The following is a 23,221-nucleotide window of genomic DNA, read 5'->3' as shown; positions in this document are numbered from 1 at the left end:
CGCAGAATGTTACCTGTGGGGTTTTGGGTATTTAACGCAGGTTTTCTGCGTCTTGAAGCAATTGTTCGGCGCGGAATTCAAGTTTTTGTAAAGTGTCGGTATAAATCTTTACCTGCTGCTCGTTTAGCTGGGACGTTAATTCGGAAAATACCTGTTCTACAGCAGGCGTCACTTCTGTTTTTAAACGCAGGCCGTCTTCTGTTATTTGAATAAAAAACGAGCGGCGATCTTCTGGATTTCTAACACGCTGAATCCAATTTTGTTTTTCTAGTAAATCTAAAATTTTAGTCAGCGTCGCTTGATCTTTATCTGCTCGCTCAGCTAATTGCTTCTGTGTACTATATTCAGCTTCTGATACGCGCTTTAAAACGGTCCACTGTTCTGGCGTAATCCCAAAAGGACGTAAGTGTGCGGCAACGACTCTGCTTAAGCGCTTACTTGTACGAACGGTGGGAATGCCGAATATTTCTTCTAACGATTCCATATAAAACCTCCTGCATATATACCTGCTGTGATTATATCAGCTGTTTTTATTTCTGTAAATTTGTTTGTAAAGGTGATCCTTTATAAAAATAAATTTACACAATAAATCGCAAATACACTAGACTTATTGTATGTATCCTTGTAATCTAGTGTAAGAATAGTTAAACTTTTTCAAAAATAGTAGGGGGTACACACATCCATGATTAAAGCGGTTTTTTTCGACCTAGATGACACGCTACTTTGGGATCAAAAAAGCGTAAAAGAAGCATTCGTTGCAACATGTACATATGCAAGTGAAAAATATAATCTAAAACCTGAAGAACTAGAAGAAGCGGTGCGTAAGGAAGCAAGAGAACTATATGCTTCGTATGAAACCTATGAATTTACGCAAATGATTGGCATTAATCCATTTGAAGGGTTATGGGGAAATTTTTTAGACGATCATGATCAATTCCGAAAAATGAAAGATATTGTTCCTACTTATCGCAAAGAAGCTTGGACTCGAGGCCTTCGTGCTCTAGGAATTCACGACGATGCTTTTGGAGCGGAATTAGCTGAACGTTTTCCATTAGAGCGCCGCAAAACACCTTTTGTATACGAAGAAACGTTTGAAGTGCTTGATCAATTAAAAGGAAAGTACAAGCTGCTGCTGTTAACAAACGGTTCACCTGACTTACAAAATACCAAATTAGATATTACATCAGAACTAGTTCCATATTTTGATGAGATTGTGATTTCAGGGGCATTTGGCCGGGGTAAGCCTGATCCATCTATTTTCGACCATGCTTTATCACTTATGGATTTAAAGAAAGATGAAGCGATCATGGTTGGAGATAATTTAATGACAGATATACTGGGTTCTTCTCGCGTTGGAATGAAATCTGTATGGATTAATCGTCACGATAAAGAGCGAAATGAAGTCATTCCTACTTATGAAATTACCCATTTAAGTGAACTGCATTCAATTTTAGATGAACTAAATTCGTAATACGAACAAACAAAAAGAGGCGTAAATCGTCTCTTTTTTGTTGTAAAAACAAGTACAAAAGTCTCTGAAAGTCCTATATCCGTTCCAAACCTCACTGACTTCAGTCACTTTTTCTTCTTCCTGCATAGTAAACCAATCTTATCCTTGATTCCCAGATAAATACCATGTAGCATAGTATATAGACTAGTCATTGGAGGAATAACATGAAGAAAATAGTTACCAGAAGCCTTGTAGCGGCTGTTTTGTTCACAAGTCTCGCCGCTTGTGAAGACAAACAAGGCGATACGCACGTCACTTACAAAAACCCTCAACCTAAACATGCCCCTGGAGCAGACACTATTTCAGCAACAGATGAAACGATGGCGCCTGTAAGCCGGGTAGCGACAGAAGATGAAACCGATGATCGATTAGCATTTGGAGAACGATCAAAACACGGTCAATATTATGTTTCCGCAACGGATGCACAATTTTATCCTGTTAAAGGAGCTAAACAAGTAAACACTCAGTACGTTGTCGTATCCGTTCAGTTTCAGCGAACACCTAATGAACATTCGACTGTAGTATTAAACGACACAACGTTTACATTACAAGACACAACAACTTATCAAATCTACGAACCGTCTGATGGAGGAAATTTATCGACAGAAACCCCGCACATTTTGTGGACAGCTTTTTCATCACCGTCATTATCTGACGACGAACCACTTAACCTCGATGTTGCATTTAAAATTCCAAAAAAGGCCAACCATACGTATAACCTGTTAATTACACAGCAATCAGAACGAGCAGATGTGTTTAAGTTTGAAGAAGCCAAACAAGATTATTAATTACATACAGAAAAAAACGCCTATCTTTTGTTGTATAGAAAAAGAAGACGTTTTTTTGTAAAACTATCTTGTTTCTCATAGAAAGAGCAAACGATAGACATAAAAAGAAAAAGAGAATAGACATAAAACGCGTTAGTGTAGTCAAGTTCAAAAAGAACGTGTATCATTGTAACTACTGGTACCAAAAGATAGACATAAAATATAAATAAAAAAGTTATGAGAAAGGAAAAGGTGCGTACATCACGTTAAAGACATATGAATCATAAACATACAAAAACAACTACTGAATTTAGTAATAAAAAAATAAACATGCATTTAAATAGAAAGCTATCAGCCGCCATTATAGCTGCGTTTCTTTTTACTTTACTTTTTTGTTTTATGCCAGGTATAAAAGAATCAATTCCTAATTTTTCTATTAAAAAAACCAGTCAGAATTTCATTGATTTATTTCCTTTATACCTTTTATTTTTTACACCCTTCTTTTTAATAATGGGGACGTTAGGCACGGTTATCGTTGATTTATTAGTCAGTGCTTTTGTAAAAGACCGTAGTAAAAAAATTGATTTTATCATGTCATTCATATTTCACGCCATTTTTGGGTTATTAATGTTTGAATTCGGAATGTTGGGCGTCATTCTTATTTTTATTGTGGATCGCCTTCTTTCAATCCGTAAAGAAAACTATTCTTATTTATATCCACTGGGTTGCTTAGTACTGTCGGCCATTATTGGAACTCTCGTCTACTTCATTTTTACTATCGTTTAATAAAAAAATAATAAAAAAGAGACCCCATTGTTAGACTATATCTAACTTTTCAGGGTCTCTTTTTTGTTTTTTCTTGAAAGTTTGATTTATTTACTATGCGAATGTTTGATAAATCAAAAAGATATTTAAACAAATGACTAATGCAGCTATCACCCAAGCTACAGTAGTTGTTGCTTTATGATTAACCAACCCGCCCATGATTTTTTTATTACTTGTAAACATGATAAGAGGTACAAGCGCAAATGCAATTCCGAACGATAAAATAACTTGACTGACAACTAGTGCACTTGTTGGATTTACGCCAAGTCCGATAATCAAAAGCGGCGGAATAATTGTAATGAAACGACGAAGATATAAAGGAATTCTGCGTTTAATAAATCCTTGCATGATGACATCTCCAGACATTGTTCCGACTGAAGAGCTTGAAAGTCCTGAAGATAATAATCCAACACCGAACGCAATAGCTGCAAAAGGACCAATTAAATGTTCAAATTGTGTAAAAGCCACGTCCAAATCTTGCACGTTTAGTCCGTTTTTAAAGAATAGAGCGGCTGCGACAATCAGCATGCTTGCATTAATTGCACCAGCGATAATCATGGCAATCACAATATCGATAAATTCAAAGCGGAAAATCGCTTTTTTCTCCGATTCTGTAGTTCCTACCACGCGGCGCTGCGTAAGAGCTGAGTGCAAATAAATCGCGTGCGGCATAACTGTAGCACCTAAAATCCCAGAAGCTAACAGCACGCTGTCTGTCCCGTGAAACTGAGGGACAAATAAGCCGTGGACAACACTTGCGCCGTCTGGATGCGCAAGAAACATTTGAGTCCCAAAAGCTAATACCACAATAAAAACCATTGCTGCAATCGCTGCTTCTAGCAGTCGAACACCTCGTCTTTGTAACTCTAAAATAGCAAAAGAACCTACCGCTGCGATGAGTGCAGCTGGGAACAAAGGAATATGAAATAATAAATAAATTCCAAGAGCAGCCCCAATAAATTCTGCTAAATCCGTCGCCATAATGACTAATTCCCCTTGGATCCAAAGCCCAAAAGAAACGAAGGACGGGAAGTGTTCCTGTGCTATCTCGGGTAAATTCAAGCCTGTTGCAATACCTAATTTAGCTGATAACGATTGAATTAAGACAGCCATTAAGTTAGAAATTAATACAACCCAAAGCAACATGTATCCGTATTGAGAGCCTGCTGCGATGTTAGTAGCAAAATTACCTGGGTCAATATAAGCAACCGCTGCGATAAAGGCAGGCCCTAAGAAAGGTAATAATCGCTTAATTCCTTTTGTTTTACCCGACAATACGTCTTGAGCACTTAGCTGCATAGCTGATAATGCTTTACTGCCGTTTTGATCTTTCATGTCTAGTGCTCCTTTCTTTGATGAACAATAAATAGCCCAAGCTAATTTTTTTATATGAAGTATAAAATGTTTCCTTAATGCAAATTATATGCTGGCAAAGGTTCTTTTGACAATAAAAAAGTTTAGCAAAAAATATAAATCATCTTCAGCTGTTTTTTATCCCGTTTGGCACAATTCTTTAAATGCACACCCGTGACAGGAGGAAGGCGTATCTGCTTGAGGGAAATGCTCAAGCGGAAGAGGCTGATTTACCTCTGAGTGTTCCAAAAAAGTTTTCATATAGTCAATGCTTGTATCGATTTGCCGAAGAACAGCTTCAATTTCGTGAAGAGTAAGCTGATACGTACGCGCACTGCCTGAAAGCAAGTATTCGTTTCGGACTTTTATCTGATCAACAGAAATATTATATTCAGCTAGCACGTAGAGAGCGTAAATTGCCAGTTGAAACAAATCATCTTTTGTTTGTTTACTTGTTTTCCAATCAACAATCGTAAATTCGTCTGTGACTGGATTTTTAAAAAGGGAATGAAAAGGCGCATATACTTTATGATCATACACATTTATAGAACGAAACGACTGAGGAGAATCTACTTCTAAAGAAGGTGAAGACACCACGTCGCAAAACGATTTACTTTGTAAAAAGTTATGTACACAAATGTGTACCCGCTTTTGCATGTCTTTAAGATCTTTTTTAGAAATATAGCCGTTTTCGTAGAATTCTAAAAGCATCTTATACTGAGCAGGCTTATGATACCAAAGCTCTCCATAGTCAGTAGAATCACGCAGTGCGTTATTTAGTAGCTGCTGTACTTTCTTCACTAAATTTTGTTCACCCGGGACAATCTGTGTAGATGTATAGTCAGAAATGGCTTCTGTAATCACCTGACGGACGGCTTGTCCTGCGTACATAGATAAAGTAGAAACCTTTTTTAAACGATAAGCGCTTTGAGACTGTGCAGAAGCGCTGTCAAGCCATCCGTTGTGTGAGACATAATAATGATATGCATACTTTCGTTTGCACTGTGTGATCATTTTATGCCTGGAATAGGACCATGAAAATTCAGGGAAATCAGTGATTTGAAACAAGCTATTCACATCCTTTTTCAAAAACTGCGCATAGGTTGGTCTATTAGTGTATTCGTATATGAGTTAAAATAGACTAAAAATGTAGAGAGTGAATAGCTACGCATGCATATTATTTTGTGGATTCTTGCGAAATATGTATAAATAGAAAAAACTATTTAAAAATTGGTTGCTTTTTTCTATGGCAGGTGTTATATTAATAAAGCGATGAGCTAATTTGTGTAAGTCGAAGGACATGCTTTCGAGCTAAACGTGTGAATGTGGTCACACGGTCCCCGCCACAAACGCATCAAAGACGTCCTGCGTGGACGTCTTTTTCATTTTATAAAAAAGAGAGCATATTGCTCTCTTTTTTTGTGGTAACTTTTTGATCCCTTCTATAATTTCTGCCCCTTTTATTTACTGCAGCCAAACTTACTGTATTTGCACATTTGCCGCATATTGCATTGTTCCTCTTGTAGAGTTAATCACGATATCTACAACGTAAAAACCTTGATTTTCAGGAATCTTAAATTCATTATTTTTGACAAACAGCTTGGTTTTTTCACCGTTATTTTTCCATATATGCACGCTCACGCCGCGAATATAAGCGCCGTCTAGGTTGGAAAAATGGAGCTTAACCAATTGTTGCTGCTTTAAAGGGATACTTTTTTGCTGCGATATGTATGTATATAAATCATATACATTTATTTCTTTTTTTGTTGTTGAACGGCCGTTTGACCAGTTAATAGAACCTTTGTGAAGGTGATAGGTATGTTCGCTCACCGCAAGCGCAGCTTCAGGTTTGTTTTGGTCGTATTCTTCCTCTAGAAAGAAAGCACTGTTCTTAAGTAAAAGTAAGAAGAACACCGTAACAGCCCCTAGACCGCTTAAGACATATATACCACATTTTGCGGGTTGTACTTTCATAATAATTTCCTTTCACAGACCAATAATTAAGGAGGATAGGTACATAAAATTTCCACTTTTTCTATTCTAAACGATTATAAGTGAAATTACATTTATTGCTTTCTTTCTTCACAAAAAACAGGATAATAGTCATGTGTTTTCTATAAAAGGTCTCCTTATATCCAATTCAAACCCATATAAAAGGAAGATAAATGGAAATTAAAAGAGGGAATCTAAAAAATTTACAGAAGTTGATAAGTGATTTAAAATTATACAGAGGAAAAAAGGATTTCAAAAAAAGGGAGATTAGTAGGTTTTTCGTTCTACTGCAGCTACTTAAAAAGCCGTATTTTTCGTAAGAAACTGTAAAGCTATATTTTATAAAGGTGAACCAATACATATACAAACAAAAGGGACACACAAAAAGGGGGATCAGCATGGAAATTAGAGAACTAGAATTACATGATGCTGCAAACTTTGTAGATTTGCTTAAACAGATTGAAGAAGAAAGTAAGTTTATGCTGTTCGAAAGCGGAGAGCGAAAGTTGAGTACAGATCAGCAGGAGAAAAACATCGAAATCTTTAAGCAGCAGCCAAACTCTACGATTATTGTAGCAGAAGAAAACGAGATGCTTGTGGGATATATAGCTGCAACAGGGGGTGAAGCTAACCGAAACGCTCACATCGCTTCTTTGACATTAGGTATTCGAAAGACGTTTCAAAATCAAGGAATTGGGACGGCTTTAATCGGTGCACTTGAAGAATGGGCGAGAGAACACCATATTCATCGTCTTGAACTGACAGTCGCTATACAGCATGAAAAGGCTCTTTCTTTATATGATAAAGTAGGATTTGGAATCGAAGGAACAAAGAAACATTCACTGCGAATTGGCGGTTTGTTTATTGATGAGTACTATATGTCTAAATTGCTCAACTAAAAAAAGAAACGACGTTTAAAGACGCCGTTTCTTTTTTTAACTTCCTCTATAAATTTGGTACCCCCACGGTGACACAAGCAAAGGGATGTGATAATGTTCTTGTTCAGAAGACAATCCGACTCGAACAGAAACTTGATTTAAAAAGGGGGGATTTGTTGTTTGGACTTCTTGTTTTTTATAGTATTCCCCAATATGGAACAAAAGTTCATAATCTCCTGATTCAAACGCTTCAGAAGAGAAGAGCGGGTTTGCTAATCTTCCGTCTTCATTTGTAGTACCATGAGAAAGCTTTATTCGTTTACTTTCTGACTGGATGTGATAGAAATCAACTTTGACAAAAGCAGCCGGACATCCGTGAGTGAGGTCTAAAATATGCGTTGTAATTTTAGTCATGCTCGTTTCTTTGTCTCCTTATCTTCAGTAATTTTATCAGTTAAACGAAAGAAAGCAATTTTATATACTTCTTCTAACGCTGTAGCAAACTCCGTTTGTTTGGTATTCTGTAAGCGACTTTGCATTGCCTCGTAAATATCTTCTTTTTGTTTACCTCGTACTGCCAAAATAAAAGGGAAAGGAAACTTTTCCATATACATTCCATTAAGAGAAGAAAACTGTTCATACTCATTTTGTGTTAAGTTTTGTAAGCCTGCTTTTGTTTGTTCTTCAGTAGAAGCAGATGTCATAGCGATATTTTCACCTAGATTTGGATGAGCTTTCAGCAACTTAAGCTGTTTTTCTACAGATGCTTGCGCTACAATTTCTTTCATCTTTCCATGAAGTTGTTCAACGGAAGAGAAAGGGCGCTTAGAATAAGCTTCTTCTGCAACCCAAGGTGAATGTTCAAATATATCGCCAACTAATGAGACAAAATGCTGCTTGCTAAGCTGATTTACATACTGCACAGATACATTATTCATACTAAACCACCTTTACTTTACTTCTGAATAATCTGTCTTCTCTAAAGAGACAGAAGGTACTTTTCGTTCAACCGATGCGTTAAAAAAGAGATTTAATAAAATGGCAGCTAAACTTCCAGTAATAACTCCATCGCTTACAATTACACGCAAAGCATTTGGGAGCTGGGCGAATAAATCGGGTACCACCGTTACACCAAGACCCAGCGAAAGAGAGCACGCAATAATCAGCAAATTTTCTTGTTTAGCCAAATCAACAGCGCTTAGCATTTTGATGCCTGATGAAATAACTAAACCAAACAACACGACCATTGCTCCTCCTAAAACAGGGGTGGGAATAATGGTTGTAAAAGCAGCTATTTTAGGAACAAGTCCCAATAATACGAGAATAAAGCCGGCTACTACCACTACATTTTTTGTTTTTACTTTCGATAATTGAACCAGTCCTACATTCTGAGCGAATGTATTGTAAGGAAAAGCATTAAATAGCCCTCCAAGAACAATGGCGATTCCTTCGGCGCGGTAGCCTTTTGTAAAATCTTTTTCAGTTAATTGCCGATCACACAGTTTTCCTAACGCTAAAAATACGCCTGTAGACTCAATAATAATGACCAAGCATACGAGAATCATCGTTAAAATCGGTCCAATTTCAAAAGTAGGCATCCCAAAATAAAAAGGAGTGGGAATGTGCAGCCAAGAAGCTTCATTAAAGTTAGTGAAATTAACTTTTCCCATTAATACAGCGGCTATTGTTCCGGCTACAATTCCAATCAACACAGAAAGAGAACGAAGGAAACCGCTGAAAAATCGATTTAAAATTAAAATAAGCGCTAGAACACCAAAAGATAGAAGAAGATTAGAAAGAGAACCAAAATCTTTACTTCCTACTCCTCCTGCCATATTTCGGACAGCGGATGGTACAAGTGATAAACCAATCATCGTCACAACCGTTCCTGTGACAACTGGAGGAAAAAATTTAATAATTTTGCCTAAAAAACTTGCTGCCAGTACGATAAAAATACCACCGGCAATAATCGCTCCGTAAACAGCGCTAATTCCATATTGAGTTCCAATCGCAATCATAGAAGTCACCGCTACAAATGAACTTCCAAGTACAACAGGAAGACCAATCCCAAACCACCTGTTCGTCCAAGCCTGCAGCAGCGTAGCTAGTCCGCAGGTCAGTAAATCAATGGCTACGAGATAGGCTAAGTCATGTGCATTTAAATTTAATGCGCGTCCTACCATCAGCGGAACGAGAATGGCACCCGCATACATAGCGAGTACGTGCTGTAATCCCAATGAAGCTAGTCGAAACGGTCGATTTTGGTTATTCACCTAAAAACCTCCTTTAATTATATCACATGTAATGTTAATAAATATTACATTTAGAATGATACATTAATAGTAAAATGTTTTTTAAGGGATGTCATTAGTCAAGTTGACCAAAAACAGAGGTTTCAATATCTCCTTTTTTACAATATATAGAGAAGTAGGTAAGCTACTGTGTAAAAAGATGTTACATTTATTTTTTAGTACCAGATATTAATATCAAGTGATATAATTTTGTATATATTTTCAACTAATAGAGAGAAGAGGAAACACTTATGTATAATATTGCGGCTCACACATGTAAATTTTTATTAAAAAGAAGGGGGAAGTTTCAGGTAAGGAACAGAGAGTATCTGCCAGCGGATACAGGCTTTGTGATCGCTTGTTCGCATAAGGGATGGGTAGACGTTGTAGCGCTTGGTGCGGCTATTTTGCCTCACCAAATTCATTTTATGGCAAAAAAGGAGCTTTTTAATCATATACTCACTAGTAATGTATTAAAAAAACTTAACGCATTCCCAGTAGATCGTAACAACCCAGGACCCAGCAGCATTAAAACACCTATTAAATTAGCAAAAGAAGGACATATAGTCGGGATTTTTCCTAGCGGTACGCGAACGGAGGAAGACGTTCCCTTAAAAAGAGGAGCAGTCACTATAGCAAGTATGGCAAAGGTTCCTATCGTACCCGCAGTTTACAAAGGACCCGCAAATGTAAAAGATTTATTTTCAAAAGATTCCATTGTCATTTCCTTTGGAAAGCCTATCTACCTTGCTAAAGGCAAACTGACAAAAGATCGCCTTGCTGACGTGTCAAATCACTTAACAGCTTCGATTCGTGCGTTAGAGGAAACAGAAAAATAACTTCATAGCGGAGGTGCATCATGAAGGATTGGGTACAGAGAAAGCTAAACGATGTGATTAGTGATGATGTGCAGGCAAAAATGAAAGAAAAGATGGCTGAAAGCGGTGTAACCGTTCCTATATCCGCTTCTATGCTCATGCGGATTTTTCAAAAACAAATGACAAAGCAAGATCAAATTCAGCAATTTTCTATTTCATTTCAAGACTCCTATATTCACGTGAATGGAATTATTAAAAAATTTCTGGTGAGAATTCCATTTTCCATTGTGCTAGAACCTCTTGAAGCAAAAGAACGTACGCTTTTATTCAAAATCCATGAAATGAAACCTCTTAATCAAAATTGGATCAACTATCGAATTTTTCATAAGCCGCCTGTTACTACGTATGAAGAAAAACAAATTCATATCAACCTCAATGAAATTGATAAAATAAAGGTCATTCCAGTAGGGAAAATCAAACAATTTTCAATACAAGATGAAAAGCTTCGAGTGAAAATTGGTTTATAAATGGTTGTAAATAAAATGTAGAAATAGTTTTTTTAGAAAGAAAACCTTTTCAGTTCAGCACTTAATTCGATTAGGTGCTATTTCTTTATAATTTTTATAAAATTTTTAGAATTTTTCGTCTCTAACTATTGTGACACGCTTCCCTAAAGTTGTACAATGTAACTTATATAGAGGTTTAAGCGAAAAACCCGTAAATATAAAGAGCAAGGAGAAACAACTATGACAACTTATTCAATCGATGTAACACTAAGTCAAACAAAAAAAGAAAAGCCGCAATCTGATCAATTGCAATTCGGGAAAATCTTCACGGACCATATGTTCATTATGGATTATACAGAAGGCCAAGGCTGGCACGACGCTCGTATTGTACCTTATCAACCTATCACATTAGATCCTGCATCCATGATCTTTCATTACGGGCAGTCTGTTTTTGAAGGACTAAAAGCATATGTAACAAAAAAAGAGCAAGTATTATTATTTAGACCAGATGAGAATTTCAAACGTTTAAATAAATCAAACGATCGTCTTTGTATTCCTCATGTTGACGAAGACTTAGCATTAGAAGCGTTAAAACAGCTGATTAAAATTGACCGCGAATGGATTCCTACTGCTGAAGGTACATCACTATACATTCGTCCATTTGTCATCGCGACAGAGCCTTACTTAGGAGTAGCGCCATCTGACCGCTACCAATTTATCATTATTCTATCTCCAGTTGGCTCATATTATAAAGAAGGGATTGCTCCTGTAAAAATTGCGGTTGAAAGCGAATTTGTTCGTGCTGTAGCCGGAGGGACAGGGACTGCTAAAACAGGCGGAAACTATGCTTCAAGCTTAAAAGCTCAGCAGCTTTCTGACTCAAAAGGCTATTCACAAGTACTGTGGTTAGACGGAGTTGAACGCAAGTACATTGAAGAAGTAGGAAGCATGAATATTTTCTTCAAAATTGATGGAGAAGTAGTAACGCCATCTGTGAACGGAAGCATTTTAGAAGGAATTACGCGTAAATCCATCATTGAGCTGCTAAAACACTGGGATATGCCTGTAACTGAGCGCCGTATTTCTATGGAAGAAATTAAGCAAGCTTATTCGGAAGGCAAACTAGAAGAGGCATTTGGAACAGGTACAGCTGCAGTTATTTCTCCGATTGGCGAGCTATTTTGGAATAACGAGAAAATGGTCATCAACGGTGGAAACACAGGAGAAGTATCACAAAAACTGTATGACACTCTAACAGGTATTCAAAATGGTACAGTGGAAGATCCATTCGGCTGGGCAGTGGAAGTGGAATAAATTTCGATAATCGAACATCTTTTTACGTAAAAGAAGCGGGAGCTGTCCCGCTTCTTTTTTTTGTTTGTTGCCGAATAGTCCAAAAGAAACAAATTATATTTTGAGTATTTTGAACTATTTATATACTTTTATTGTAAAATAAAATATAATTATCCTTATAAAAGCAATACGTTGTCTTTATTGAAATTCACAGCATTACTTATTCGTTATATAAGGGGGGGAGAACAAAATGCTCTTTTTATCACATGATGAAAAAATTAAACAGCTGGCTTCACACTTAGCTGAACGACTCGAATGGGAATTAAACCAAGAAACCTCAGATGAACAAATGCACGTGCTCATCGGCTACTTATTTGCTTCTCATTTAATCGAGCACCGTCCTACAGGTTATTACGTAAGGTCTCAATACCCTGAGCAGCTAAAAGATTTATATGAAACTTTACACGTCCACCAATAAATTATCTCTTCCTCTTTTGTTCTATATCGTGTAGAATTTTAGAAAATATATGATTTTCTAGTTGATGGCAGAGCTAGGATATAGCGTGGTGTGGCATTTACCTTTAAATGATTAAGTAATGGCTTTAGAGGTGAATAATGTTAGCGCAGATTAAAGAAATGAGTTTAGATAAAAATCGTCGTAATCCACATTACCGCGTGTTGTTGCAGTGTCCAGACGGGAGTGAACTATTCATTCACTTTAATTATACATACCGATCAAAAACATATTGGTCAAGAGATGTATATTACAACAATGTTCATAAAAAATCTCAGCTTGCTTGGTATACCCAAAGCGTAGAGGAAATGACTGCTCAGCAGTTTCTTGAAGAGCTAGGAGCTATAGTAAATGAACATTTCAACTTTACACTGCGACGATAACCAAGAAAAGCATCCTTTAACAAGGGTGCTTTTCTTGGTTATTTTACATAAATAAGGACAGAATAATATATATTCTCTTTTTGAAAGTGAAAGGTGGAAAGCTCATGGCGCAAATCGTAATGTGGGTGCTTTTTATCGGTCCTTGGCTATTGCTTTTTGCAGTTGATAAAGAGCGAGTAAAGCGGTATATGGCTGTATCGCTATTCGGAGTGGTATTGTTAACGGTGGTTTTTCAAATCGCAGATCGCTTTAACTGGTGGGAAGTCAATGAAACTCTTTTTTTCTTTGTTAATATGACGCCTTTTCCTTTTGGCATATTTATAATAGGAACGCTTTTTATTTTTTATTTTACCTATCCTGGCTTTTGGATGTTTATGATTATCAATGCAGCGTTCGATTTATTTCAGGCATTTGTCATGAGTCCTATCTTTGAAAAACTAGACATTTATACACTGAAGGGAATGAATCATTTTTTATTATTTGTACTAATGATGGTTATTGCTGTTCTACTTTTTCTTTATCAAAAGTGGCAAGATACTGCGTTTAAGTTATCTATCAAGTGATAGAGAGACAGGTTGTGTTTTATCGTTAACTTTTATATAATGAACGTATAAAACCCTCTATTTATATCGGAAATAGAGGTGTTTTTACTGTGAAAAAGATACAAAATGGCAAAATATCTGCGGATGAACATCATTTTTCGCAAAAAAATTAAAATAATGTAAAAGTTTATGTTAAAATGGCAATGTTGCGTGAACGAATTAACTAACTTTACGCAAGAATGCTATTTACATACGTAAGAAGGAGAGAGATTTAAGATGGCAAAGACGTTAATTTTTGGACATAAAAATCCTGACACAGATACAATCTGTTCTGCAATTGCATACGCTGATTTAAAGAATAAATTAGGTGTAGACGCTGAACCAATTCGATTAGGCGATATTAACGGTGAAACGCAATTCGCTCTTGAAAAGTTCAACGCTGAACTACCACGTTTCGTTGATGAAGTATCTAAAGAAACAAATGAAGTTATTTTAGTGGACCACAACGAACGCCAGCAAAGTGCAAACGATATTGATCAAGTTCGTGTGCTTGAAGTAATTGATCATCACCGTATTGCTAACTTCGAAACAGCAGATCCTTTATACTATCGTGCAGAGCCAGTTGGATGTACGGCAACGATCTTAAACAAGATGTATAAAGAAAACGGCGTAGAAATCGAACCTAACATCGCAGGTCTTATGTTATCAGCTATCATTTCTGATTCTTTATTATTCAAATCACCAACTTGCACAGACCAAGACGTTGCAGCTGCTAAAGAATTAGCGGAAATTGCAGGCGTAGATGCAGAAGAGTACGGATTAGCAATGCTAAAAGCTGGAGCTGACTTAGGTGATAAAACAGCTTCACAATTAATTTCATTAGATGCTAAAGAATTCAGCATGGGCACAAGCAAAGTTGAAATTGCACAAGTGAATGCAATTGACGTAAACGACGTTTTAGTGCGCAAAGTTGAATTGGAAGAAGCGATTACTAAAACAATCGAAGAAAAAGGATTACAATTATTCCTTTTAGTTGTTACAGATATTTTAAACAGCAACTCTACTGCATTAGCATTAGGTTCTGCTGCTTCAAAAGTAGAAGAAGCATACAATGTAACGCTTGAAAACAATACAGCTGTCTTAGAAGGCGTTGTATCACGTAAAAAACAAGTAGTACCTGTATTAACATCTGTATTTGCTTAATAAAAAAACGGTTCGTGTCTACACACGAACCGTTTTTTTGTCTATTTGCACGTTAAGCCAATTTAGTATATCTTCTATCACTTCATCTTTATTTAATTCATTCAGCAATTCATGACGGCACTCTTTAAAAAAACGGTAACTTACATCCTGTAATCCTGCCTTTTTAAAGTCGTTATATACTTTGACTACGCCTTTTGTATAGTTGCCTACTGGATCATATTCTCCAGATACCAAATAAATAGGCAGGCTTGATGGAACTAACTTTATATTAGCTAAGTTAGAGATTTGTTTGATTCCTGTTAGTAAGTCATAGAAAAAACCTGTGGTAAAAACTCCTCCGCAGTTTGAATCATTTATGTAGACATCAATCACTTCATGATCTCGGGTAAACCAGTCAAACGACGTACGAGCAGGTTCAAACGCTTTATTATATTTCCCAAAGGATAGTTTATCCAGAAGAGGACTTGGTGACCGTTTTCCTTTTACTTTCATCTGTAGTTTAGCTATAAGGGTTCCTCCATTTCTAGCTAGCGCATCAACCGTTCCTGTACCTTCTAAAATAACTCCTTGAATATGATCCGTATCCAATTGAATATATCTTCTCGTTAGAAAAGACCCCATGCTGTGACCGAAAAGAAAGATCGGTAGGTCCGAGTGTTCCGTCGAAATGTGCTTAGTCAGAGCAATCATGTCGTAGACTACTGTATCAAAACCATTTTCTTCAGCAAAAAAACGCTTGTCTTCATCTTTTAAAGCTGTTTGACCGTGACCTCGGTGATCATTCCCATATACGATATATCCATGTTGCGTTAATACATTAGCAAAGTATTCGTAGCGTCCAATATGTTCGGCCATTCCATGGGCTATTTGGACAACGCCTTTTGCAGAATGGTTTTCAACATTCCATTTTTGTGCAAATATTTCTTTTTCCTGATGACCTCTGTAATAAAAGGATTGTTTCATGCTCAGCATCCACCTTCTGTTTTCCTGTAAAATAAGGGATATATGTATATATTATACTAATTTATGCAGGTGATTTTACTATTTTAAAATAAAAAATGATTATTTTGTCATAAACCTTTACAAACCTTTGTGTGATTTGTTAAATTAGTATTTATATTAAAAATTATTAAACAATTTAAAAAGATTCAGTTTTTAATAGGTTAGATGAATACGGAGGGAATTATTGTGGCAGAATTAAGAAGTAACATGATCAAAAAAGGATTCGACAGAGCACCACACCGCAGCCTACTGCGTGCAGCTGGTGTAAAAGAAGAGGATTTCGGCAAACCGTTTATTGCGGTTGTCAATTCATATATTGATATTGTACCAGGTCATGTTCACTTACAGGAGTTTGGTAAAATCGTAAAAGATGCGATTCGCGAAGCTGGTGGCGTACCTTTTGAAATGAACACTATCGGTGTAGATGACGGTATTGCGATGGGACATATCGGTATGCGTTATTCATTACCAAGTCGTGAAATCATTGCTGACTCAGTTGAAACGGTAGTATCTGCTCACTGGTTTGATGGAATGGTATGTATTCCAAACTGTGATAAAATCACGCCTGGGATGTTAATGGCTTCGTTACGTCTGAATATTCCGACAGTTTTTGTTAGCGGCGGACCAATGAAGGCTGGCGTAACGAGCGACGGCCGTAAGATTTCTCTTTCTTCAGTATTTGAAGGCGTAGGAGCTCATCAAGCTGGTAAACTTGATGATAAAGGATTACTTGAATTAGAACAATTTGGCTGTCCGACATGCGGATCTTGTTCAGGAATGTTTACAGCGAACTCAATGAACTGCTTAGCTGAAGCGTTAGGACTTGCTTTACCTGGAAATGGTACAATCTTAGCAGTTGCTCCTGAACGTAGAGAATTTGTTAAAAAATCAGCTAAACAACTTATGGAATTAATTAAATTAGATTTAAAACCACGTGATATCGTAACAGAAAAAGCAATCGACAACGCATTTGCTTTAGACATGGCGTTAGGTGGTTCTACAAATACAGTTCTTCATACGCTAGCTCTTGCGAATGAAGCTGAAATTGATTATCCGTTAGAACGCATTAATGAAGTAGCGGAACGCGTGCCTCACTTGGCAAAACTCGCTCCGGCTTCGGATGTATTTATTGAAGACTTACATGAAGCAGGAGGCGTATCGGCTGCTTTAAACGAGCTATCTAAAAAAGAAGGAGCTCTTCATTTAGATACGATGACGGTTACTGGAAAAACGCTAGGCGAAAACATTGCAGGATGCGATGTAAAAGATTATAACGTTATTCATCCAATCGATAAGCCGTTCACAGAAAAAGGCGGACTTGCTGTATTGTTTGGTAACTTAGCTCCAGACGGCGCGATCATTAAAACAGGCGGTGTTCAAGACGGCATTACTCGCCATGAAGGACCAGCAATTGTATTTGAGTCTCAAGACGAGGCGCTGCATGGTATTGCTAACGGAAAAGTAAAAGAAGGACATGTCGTAGTCATTCGTTATGAAGGACCAAAAGGCGGACCGGGAATGCCTGAAATGTTAGCTCCAACTTCTCAAATTATGGGAATGGGACTAGGTGCAAAAGTAGCACTATTAACAGACGGACGCTTCTCTGGCGCTTCACGTGGATTATCAATCGGCCACGCATCTCCAGAAGCTGCTGAAGGCGGACCGCTAGCATTTGTCGAAGATGGCGACCACATCGTGATTGACATTGAAGATCGTTCAATGAATGTTCAAGTTTCTCCAGATGTTTGGGCAGAACGAAAAGCAAACTGGAAAGGCTTTGAGCCAAAAGTGAAAAAAGGCTATCTTGCAAGATATTCTAAACTTGTAACTTCTGCAAGCACAGGCGGAATTATGAAAATCTAATAGCACAAAAAAGGCTCTCTACGGAGAGCCTTTTTCTTTACTAAAGCAACTGTGCAAAGAAGCCTTTTTAACACGTAAACTCTTTTTTCATAATAACGTGTGGAATACCGTCTTCCATAAAGACATCAGAAGCAGTCTTATACCCTAATTTATGATAAAAAGGTTCAGCTTGAACTTGACCGTGAAGCTTAGATTGAGTTAAGCCTTCTTTTTTCGCTGCTTCTTCTAAGCTGGTCACCACTTCTTTTCCGAGCCCGTATTTTCTAAATTCCTTTAATACGCATATTCGCTCTATTTTGGCGTAATCGTCTACTATGCGGAATCTACCAGAAGCAGCTGGTTCGTTGTTATAATAAACCAACATATGTTTTGCCGTTTCTTCATGCTCATCAAATTCATCTTTTAAGGGCACGCCTTGTTCTTCAACAAACACTGTTTTACGTATACGGAATACTTCTTCAAGCTGCTCTTTTGTTGTAACATGCTCAATTTTCATTAAAATCCTTCCTTTTCTACGAATTTAGGCTTCTTTTTTGTATAATAAAAATACGTGATATAAAAAGAGTATAAAGGAAAAATAAAATGTTGTAAATGCAACAAAAAGCAACCAATAAACATTTTACACAAATTTGTGGTCATTACTCACTGTTTAAACGACCTCAACAATAGTAAAATCAACTGAAACACGTTAAAAAAGCAAAGAAAATGGATTATGAATCGCTGTGAATCTACATAAATTGTAAAAAGAGAACTATTCACAATAGTAGTGGGATGAAAAAGGGGAATGTATCATGCAAATAACCTTAGTGTATAAAGATGAGCAATCGAATAAATTTTGGAAAGTTGAAAGAAGAGACAGCAAGTTAATCATTCACTTTGGAAAAGTTGATATAGCCGGTCGCATGCAAGTGAAAGAGTTTGCTTCCGCAGAAGCTTGTGAAGCAGAAGCTGAAAAGCTGATTCGTGCAAAATTGAAGAAAGGATATAAGCCTTTAACTTGTTCGATGCAAGTAATGAAAGACAGCACGATGTCAGAGTCTCTCTTTTGGGAGCTGATAAAAAAGGCGAAGACAAAATTAGATGTCGATGAGCAAATGGAATGGCTCCGCTCCACGCTAGCGAAGCGTTCTGAAAAGGACATTTTTCGCTTTGATCAGCTACTAAATCAGCATTTTGATCAATCCTATACTTCTTCATTGTGGGCAGCAGCTTATATTGTAATGGGCGGTTGTTCAGATGATTGTTTTGATTATTTTAGAGCGTGGCTTTTATATCAGGGAAAAGACATATATTATAAAGCGATTGAATCTCCTGAGACGATGATTTCTGTACTTAAACCATTAGAAGCAGAAGGCTATGCTCCTCAATTAGAAGAATTACTTTCTGTAGCGTGTGAAGCTTACGAAGAAAAGACAGGTTTAGATAACGACTATTATTATGATAAATATGACCAGTTTGATCCAGTGTGGTACGATGAGCAAGATTTGGATCTTGATTGGGATGAAGATGATGAGGATGGTTTACAGATGCGATTCCCTGTGCTTTGGAGCCGCTATTGGAACAATCATCTCGAATATTAAAAAGAGGAGATGGAAACCTTTAAACAGATTTTCATCTCCTCTTTTTTTATTTTGATAGAGTACGCGACGGAGGGGCCGAAGACAGTTTTGTTTTTTTGTTTAGCATACTGTTCATAATCATTCCAATTACGATTATCGTCATACCAGCTAACGCAATCCCTGTTGGCATACGTCCATTTAATAAAAACACTTCGCCAATCACGGTAAAAATCATGCTGCCTGATTGAGTTGCTTCAACCGCTCCAAGCAAACCTAAATTTTCTTTTGCCAAGTCTGTTGCGTAAAAGAACGTCATCGTAGCAATTACACCTGAACTCATTGCTAAGATAAAGGCTTGAGAAAATTGTGGCCCACTCGGGATACCTGTAGTAAAGAAGCCGTATATAGCGTAAATAATACTTAACGGAATGCTTCCTAACGCCATTCCTAAAACACGTTGGAACGTATCAAGCTTCCCGCTGCATATTTCCATCATTTTACGGTTTCCAAGCGGGTATAAAAAAGCAGCGACAACAACAGGCAGAAATCCTAATATAAACTGCATAGCCGTAATATTTTCTGCCTCTTTTACTTGCATAAGAATCACGCCTACTAAAATAAACGCTGAAACGCTAAGCGTTTTTAGCGGGATTTTTCCTCTCACTTTTTTATATCCTTCTGCAGTTTGAACTTTTATAAAAAACAACGGAGAAAGTAGAGCTCCTGCTAGAATGGTCACTTGCCACGTTCCCGCCACCAGCCATGATGGTCCGAAAAGCGAGGAAAAACTTAAGAGAGAATAAAAACCTACTCCTGCAAGTGTACCCCAGCCCAGCCAAGACCAAGGATGTTTTTTCATTTCCTTCCACAGAGGCATAAATTTCTTTTGCAGCAGTACTAAAATGAGTAAAATAGGAATAGCGAATAAAAAACGGAGGGATGCAGTCCATGCCCAACTCGTTCCAGATACATTCATTGCTCGGTTAATGATAAACGTAGCGGAAAAGAACATGGAAGATAATAGTCCCCATATTATTGCTTTCATTGTTTACCCTCCTTATTAAATATATTATAATATGTTAATCACTCAAAAAAGTTTATCATAATATATATCAGAAAGGAAGGAAGAAATGCATACGGAAGAGATGATTAAAAAAGTAGGCAGTGAATTACGAAAAATCAGGGTACAAAATCATTTGACACTGGATGAACTAGCTGAAAAGACAGGAGTCAGCAAACTCACGTTAGGGAAAATTGAAAGAGGGGAGACTAATCCAACCCTAGGAGTAATGTGGAAAATAACAACAGGCTTAAATATCCCTTTAACTAAATTAGTATCAGTGGAGCCTTCAGTATCCCTATCTAAGTGTGGAGAAGGTTTTTCTCTCAAAGGACCGGACGAAACTTGGAAAGTAGAATTTATTTTTCAAAATCAGATAGATTCGACAATTGAAATGTACCGAGCCTTTCTTTCTCCTCTTGCTACATACTGTCCCGAACCTCATCATAAAGGATTAATTGAAGTAGCAACGGTAATGGAAGGAAAAATCGAAATGAAAATCGAAGAAGAGCTATACGAGCTAAAACAATTTGACTCTATAAAATTTGAAGGAAGTCATGTACACTCCTACAAAAATCTTGAAGAACGTCCCGCTGTTCTGCATTTACTGCTAAAATATGAGGAGTAAAGCGGCAGAGCCGCAGTAAAACGAACCATAAAAAATGATTCGTTTTACTGCGGCTCTAATAGCTGTTTATTCATCAGCTTGTTTTGATAGCTAATATATTTTTTTACTTTAATGATACTTAATGAATATTCTTCAATTAATCGGTGGATAGATTGAACCATACACTCTGGGTAATGATGTTTTTTCTGTAAATACACTTTATACTTTCGAATTTGTCTTTCGAAATATAAAATAACTTGCTCAGGCGTTTTTACCAGTAACGATTGCATGTATTCATTTACTTGCGTTTCAAGAAACGAATAGCGATTTGTGATAAAAAATGTCTTCATCTTATTTTCCTCCCTATATGTTAGTGGTACAAAAAAGAAACCCTTGTGCTAGGATTTCTTTTTTGCTTTTTATTTGAATCAGCTGTGCACAACTTTTAGGCACTGATACTTGAAATCGAAGACTGTCTATATTTTTTTATTTTGCATTTTATATATGTAGGCGTTTCGCCGAAAAGATTTGCTGCATGTGCAATAGCTCCGTAATACGTTTTAGCATCCATCATTTCTTTATTCACAATATAGTCATACAGGGATGATTCAATATCATCAACAAAAGCTAAAATGTGACGCTTTTCGAATAGGAGTTGATAAAGTTCATTAATTAAGTATGGGCTTTGATCAAATTTGTCTTGAAGCTGCTCTACTCGGTACTTTGTCATAGGCACTTCACACAAGATAATGTATCGTAACTCTTCTAAAAATAATTTATTCATCTTTCTCACATCCCTATTCTGTTAATAATTATATAATAGCACTATGCCTTCATATTTGGAAGCGTTTTCAATAGATTAATTTTAATATTTTTTTCTTCTCATTTCCCTTCATTTTTTCTGTTCTTACTTGAATTATCTGTAGTATAGTTCGTTTTACGTAAAGACTCTAGCTAATTGTTAAACTACCTGACATACTTTTTGAAAATTTTATTATTGATGTTAAAAGGTCTTACATATCTAAGCGTAAATGCTTTAAAAATAACGTTCTGTGAGTCGGAAGCAGCTTTAATTGTGATAAAATAAAAAATGGAAAATACATCATATAATATAGGAGAGAGGCTATGGAAAAAGATTATATTTCAGAGCTGAAGATTTTAAAAGACATTTCCGAGATTTTAAATGAAGGCACTAATTTACATACCATGCTTCATGATGCGCTTTTAAAACTGCTGCAAATCACAGATTTACAAACAGGATGGATCTTTTTTATTGATGAAAATGGAAAGCATGAGATGATTGCCGCTCAGCATTTACCGCCAGCTTTATTAAATAAAACCGCTCAGCCTATGTGTAATGGAAGCTGCTGGTGTGTTGACCGGTATATGGATGGCCGGCTTCAAAAAGCGTCTAATATTATGGAGTGTAAGAGACTTGAAGATTCCGTCATTCATGAGTGGGGAGATACACATGACATTACTCATCATGCAACGGTTCCTTTACAAGCAGGGGATGAACGCTTTGGATTATTAAATGTAGCTGCCCCTCATAAAATTCATTTTGAACAGCGAGAGCTTGATTTATTAGGATCCGTCGCTCTTCAAATTGGCACGGCTATCAAGCGGATTAAGCTGACTCAATCTCAGCAGGAAGTAAAACTTATTGAAGAAAGAAACAGGCTGGCAAAAGACCTTCACGATTCTGTTAATCAGCTGTTGTTTTCAATTAATGTCACGGCCAAAGCCGGAAGCAGCTTAGCAAAAGATGTGCAGTTAAAAGAGACTTTTTCCTTAATCCAAGAAACCGCTCAGCATGCTCAAGTGGAAATGAAAGCTTTAATTTGGCAGCTTCGTCCTCAAGGATTAGAAAACGGCATTGTCAGTGCGTTAAAAAGCTATGGTCAAATGCTAGGGCTTAACGTAAAAGAACAAATTAAAGGAGTGTCCGTTTTGCCTGCTGTGATTGAAGAGACACTGTGGAGAGTCGGACAAGAAGCTTTTAATAATTGCCGAAAGCATGCGGGTACGGCAGAGGTACATCTAAACGTAAATATAAGCAAAGACCAAGTAATTATGAAAGTCCGGGATAGCGGCAATGGGTTTATGTATAGCCCTTCAGCAGAATTGCCGACGCTTGGGCTAAAAACCATGCAGGAGCGAATAAAAAGATTAAATGGAAAACTATCTGTTACAAGCAGCATAGGAAACGGAACGATTGTGGAAGTATCTATTCCTCTTTCATAACGGAAAGGAGC

27 protein-coding genes are annotated in these 23,221 nt (G+C 37.0%); 15 read left to right on the top strand and 12 right to left on the bottom strand.

Going from position 1 to position 23,221, the window contains the following annotated elements; translation table 11 throughout:
- Positions 1-31: 31 nt before the first annotated feature.
- On the bottom strand, positions 32-484 hold the full coding sequence (locus ACNHOZ_RS06835; RefSeq protein WP_033579104.1) for a MarR family winged helix-turn-helix transcriptional regulator: 453 nt from the start codon (positions 482-484) through the stop codon (positions 32-34).
- 198 nt (positions 485-682) lie between these two features.
- Here ACNHOZ_RS06835 and ACNHOZ_RS06830 point away from each other — a divergent pair, with 198 nt between their 5' ends.
- The 3 genes from ACNHOZ_RS06830 to ACNHOZ_RS06820 all read left to right on the top strand — a co-directional run bounded on the left by ACNHOZ_RS06830 (position 683) and on the right by ACNHOZ_RS06820 (position 3,063).
- Positions 683-1,471 (top strand): HAD family hydrolase, encoded by a 789-nt coding sequence (locus ACNHOZ_RS06830; RefSeq protein ID WP_033579103.1) that lies wholly within the window; start codon positions 683-685, stop codon positions 1,469-1,471.
- 203 nt (positions 1,472-1,674) lie between these two features.
- The gene (locus ACNHOZ_RS06825) at positions 1,675-2,298 is read left to right on the top strand and encodes a hypothetical protein (RefSeq protein WP_048019254.1); all 624 of its coding nucleotides are present in this window, start codon (positions 1,675-1,677) and stop codon (positions 2,296-2,298) included.
- A 255-nt stretch (positions 2,299-2,553) separates the two neighbouring features.
- Complete coding sequence (locus ACNHOZ_RS06820) at positions 2,554-3,063, top strand: hypothetical protein (protein WP_048019255.1); 510 nt, start codon at positions 2,554-2,556, stop codon at positions 3,061-3,063.
- 93 nt (positions 3,064-3,156) lie between these two features.
- Here the strand turns inward: ACNHOZ_RS06820 and ACNHOZ_RS06815 are convergent, their stop codons facing one another.
- The 3 genes from ACNHOZ_RS06815 to ACNHOZ_RS06805 all read right to left on the bottom strand — a co-directional run bounded on the left by ACNHOZ_RS06815 (position 3,157) and on the right by ACNHOZ_RS06805 (position 6,429).
- Positions 3,157-4,437, bottom strand: a complete 1,281-nt coding sequence (locus tag ACNHOZ_RS06815) for an Nramp family divalent metal transporter (RefSeq protein ID WP_063247908.1) — start codon at positions 4,435-4,437, stop codon at positions 3,157-3,159.
- 156 nt (positions 4,438-4,593) lie between these two features.
- Entirely contained in the window at positions 4,594-5,532 is a 939-nt protein-coding gene (locus tag ACNHOZ_RS06810; RefSeq protein ID WP_230683466.1) for a PD-(D/E)XK nuclease family protein, read from the bottom strand.
- 402 nt (positions 5,533-5,934) lie between these two features.
- Entirely contained in the window at positions 5,935-6,429 is a 495-nt protein-coding gene (locus ACNHOZ_RS06805; RefSeq protein WP_447697076.1) for a hypothetical protein, read from the bottom strand.
- A 416-nt stretch (positions 6,430-6,845) separates the two neighbouring features.
- Here ACNHOZ_RS06805 and ACNHOZ_RS06800 point away from each other — a divergent pair, with 416 nt between their 5' ends.
- Positions 6,846-7,346: a GNAT family N-acetyltransferase gene (locus tag ACNHOZ_RS06800; RefSeq protein WP_048019258.1), complete on the top strand. Its 501-nt coding sequence runs from the start codon at positions 6,846-6,848 to the stop codon at positions 7,344-7,346.
- A 36-nt stretch (positions 7,347-7,382) separates the two neighbouring features.
- On the opposite strand, the gene uraH is transcribed toward ACNHOZ_RS06800, so the two are convergent.
- From uraH to ACNHOZ_RS06785, 3 genes are read right to left on the bottom strand one after another with little or no spacing between them, the layout of a single operon-like run.
- A complete protein-coding gene (gene uraH / locus ACNHOZ_RS06795; RefSeq protein WP_033579098.1) occupies positions 7,383-7,739 on the bottom strand; it encodes a hydroxyisourate hydrolase in 357 nt (118 codons plus the stop codon).
- Positions 7,736-8,263 carry a 2-oxo-4-hydroxy-4-carboxy-5-ureidoimidazoline decarboxylase gene (uraD, locus tag ACNHOZ_RS06790; RefSeq protein WP_028413185.1) on the bottom strand — a complete coding sequence of 176 codons (528 nt, stop codon included), beginning with the start codon at positions 8,261-8,263 and terminating at the stop codon, positions 7,736-7,738. The genes uraH and uraD overlap by 4 nt, the downstream gene beginning before the upstream one ends.
- A gap of 12 nt (positions 8,264-8,275) precedes the next feature.
- A complete protein-coding gene (locus ACNHOZ_RS06785; RefSeq protein ID WP_048019259.1) occupies positions 8,276-9,598 on the bottom strand; it encodes a nucleobase:cation symporter-2 family protein in 1,323 nt (440 codons plus the stop codon).
- Positions 9,599-9,867: 269 nt separating this feature from the next.
- On the opposite strand from ACNHOZ_RS06785, the gene ACNHOZ_RS06780 reads away from it, so the two are divergent.
- The 7 genes from ACNHOZ_RS06780 (at position 9,868) to ACNHOZ_RS06750 (ending at position 14,875) form a co-directional block, all read left to right on the top strand.
- Complete coding sequence (locus ACNHOZ_RS06780; protein WP_048019260.1) at positions 9,868-10,455, top strand: lysophospholipid acyltransferase family protein; 588 nt, start codon at positions 9,868-9,870, stop codon at positions 10,453-10,455.
- Positions 10,456-10,475: 20 nt separating this feature from the next.
- Positions 10,476-10,961 carry a hypothetical protein gene (locus ACNHOZ_RS06775; RefSeq protein WP_014459920.1) on the top strand — a complete coding sequence of 162 codons (486 nt, stop codon included), beginning with the start codon at positions 10,476-10,478 and terminating at the stop codon, positions 10,959-10,961.
- A gap of 219 nt (positions 10,962-11,180) precedes the next feature.
- Positions 11,181-12,254 (top strand): branched-chain amino acid aminotransferase, encoded by a 1,074-nt coding sequence (locus tag ACNHOZ_RS06770; RefSeq protein ID WP_028413189.1) that lies wholly within the window; start codon positions 11,181-11,183, stop codon positions 12,252-12,254.
- Between the two features lie 229 nt (positions 12,255-12,483).
- Complete coding sequence (locus tag ACNHOZ_RS06765; protein ID WP_028413190.1) at positions 12,484-12,711, top strand: hypothetical protein; 228 nt, start codon at positions 12,484-12,486, stop codon at positions 12,709-12,711.
- Positions 12,712-12,848: 137 nt separating this feature from the next.
- Positions 12,849-13,130 (top strand): hypothetical protein, encoded by a 282-nt coding sequence (locus tag ACNHOZ_RS06760; protein ID WP_028413191.1) that lies wholly within the window; start codon positions 12,849-12,851, stop codon positions 13,128-13,130.
- Positions 13,131-13,234: 104 nt separating this feature from the next.
- Complete coding sequence (locus tag ACNHOZ_RS06755; RefSeq protein WP_034266457.1) at positions 13,235-13,693, top strand: hypothetical protein; 459 nt, start codon at positions 13,235-13,237, stop codon at positions 13,691-13,693.
- 255 nt (positions 13,694-13,948) lie between these two features.
- On the top strand, positions 13,949-14,875 hold the full coding sequence (locus ACNHOZ_RS06750) for a manganese-dependent inorganic pyrophosphatase (RefSeq protein ID WP_014459925.1): 927 nt from the start codon (positions 13,949-13,951) through the stop codon (positions 14,873-14,875).
- A gap of 18 nt (positions 14,876-14,893) precedes the next feature.
- On the opposite strand, the gene ACNHOZ_RS06745 is transcribed toward ACNHOZ_RS06750, so the two are convergent.
- The gene (locus ACNHOZ_RS06745) at positions 14,894-15,838 is read right to left on the bottom strand and encodes an alpha/beta hydrolase (protein WP_221834048.1); all 945 of its coding nucleotides are present in this window, start codon (positions 15,836-15,838) and stop codon (positions 14,894-14,896) included.
- A gap of 225 nt (positions 15,839-16,063) precedes the next feature.
- On the opposite strand from ACNHOZ_RS06745, the gene ilvD reads away from it, so the two are divergent.
- Complete coding sequence (gene ilvD / locus ACNHOZ_RS06740) at positions 16,064-17,740, top strand: dihydroxy-acid dehydratase (RefSeq protein ID WP_013083330.1); 1,677 nt, start codon at positions 16,064-16,066, stop codon at positions 17,738-17,740.
- Between the two features lie 67 nt (positions 17,741-17,807).
- Here the strand turns inward: ilvD and ACNHOZ_RS06735 are convergent, their stop codons facing one another.
- Positions 17,808-18,236, bottom strand: coding sequence for a GNAT family N-acetyltransferase (locus tag ACNHOZ_RS06735; protein ID WP_063247916.1), 429 nt, complete (start codon positions 18,234-18,236; stop codon positions 17,808-17,810).
- Positions 18,237-18,531: 295 nt separating this feature from the next.
- Here ACNHOZ_RS06735 and ACNHOZ_RS06730 point away from each other — a divergent pair, with 295 nt between their 5' ends.
- A complete protein-coding gene (locus ACNHOZ_RS06730) occupies positions 18,532-19,320 on the top strand; it encodes a DUF4240 domain-containing protein (RefSeq protein WP_447697075.1) in 789 nt (262 codons plus the stop codon).
- A gap of 46 nt (positions 19,321-19,366) precedes the next feature.
- Here ACNHOZ_RS06730 and ACNHOZ_RS06725 read toward each other — a convergent pair whose 3' ends face one another.
- Positions 19,367-20,344 (bottom strand): DMT family transporter, encoded by a 978-nt coding sequence (locus ACNHOZ_RS06725; protein ID WP_168760832.1) that lies wholly within the window; start codon positions 20,342-20,344, stop codon positions 19,367-19,369.
- Between the two features lie 85 nt (positions 20,345-20,429).
- On the opposite strand from ACNHOZ_RS06725, the gene ACNHOZ_RS06720 reads away from it, so the two are divergent.
- Positions 20,430-20,987 carry a helix-turn-helix domain-containing protein gene (locus ACNHOZ_RS06720; RefSeq protein WP_063247918.1) on the top strand — a complete coding sequence of 186 codons (558 nt, stop codon included), beginning with the start codon at positions 20,430-20,432 and terminating at the stop codon, positions 20,985-20,987.
- 44 nt (positions 20,988-21,031) lie between these two features.
- Here ACNHOZ_RS06720 and ACNHOZ_RS06715 read toward each other — a convergent pair whose 3' ends face one another.
- Together ACNHOZ_RS06715 and ACNHOZ_RS06710 are read right to left on the bottom strand one after the other, a co-directional pair.
- Positions 21,032-21,316 carry a hypothetical protein gene (locus ACNHOZ_RS06715; protein WP_028408390.1) on the bottom strand — a complete coding sequence of 95 codons (285 nt, stop codon included), beginning with the start codon at positions 21,314-21,316 and terminating at the stop codon, positions 21,032-21,034.
- 95 nt (positions 21,317-21,411) lie between these two features.
- On the bottom strand, positions 21,412-21,750 hold the full coding sequence (locus tag ACNHOZ_RS06710; protein WP_033579093.1) for a hypothetical protein: 339 nt from the start codon (positions 21,748-21,750) through the stop codon (positions 21,412-21,414).
- A gap of 341 nt (positions 21,751-22,091) precedes the next feature.
- On the opposite strand from ACNHOZ_RS06710, the gene ACNHOZ_RS06705 reads away from it, so the two are divergent.
- Entirely contained in the window at positions 22,092-23,210 is a 1,119-nt protein-coding gene (locus ACNHOZ_RS06705; protein WP_168760831.1) for a GAF domain-containing sensor histidine kinase, read from the top strand.
- The last annotated feature ends 11 nt before the right edge of the window (positions 23,211-23,221 follow it).

The organism is Priestia sp. D51, assembly GCF_053345675.1.
Note: the sequence above shows the minus strand (reverse complement) of the source record. Positions and strands in the feature narration are given on the sequence as shown.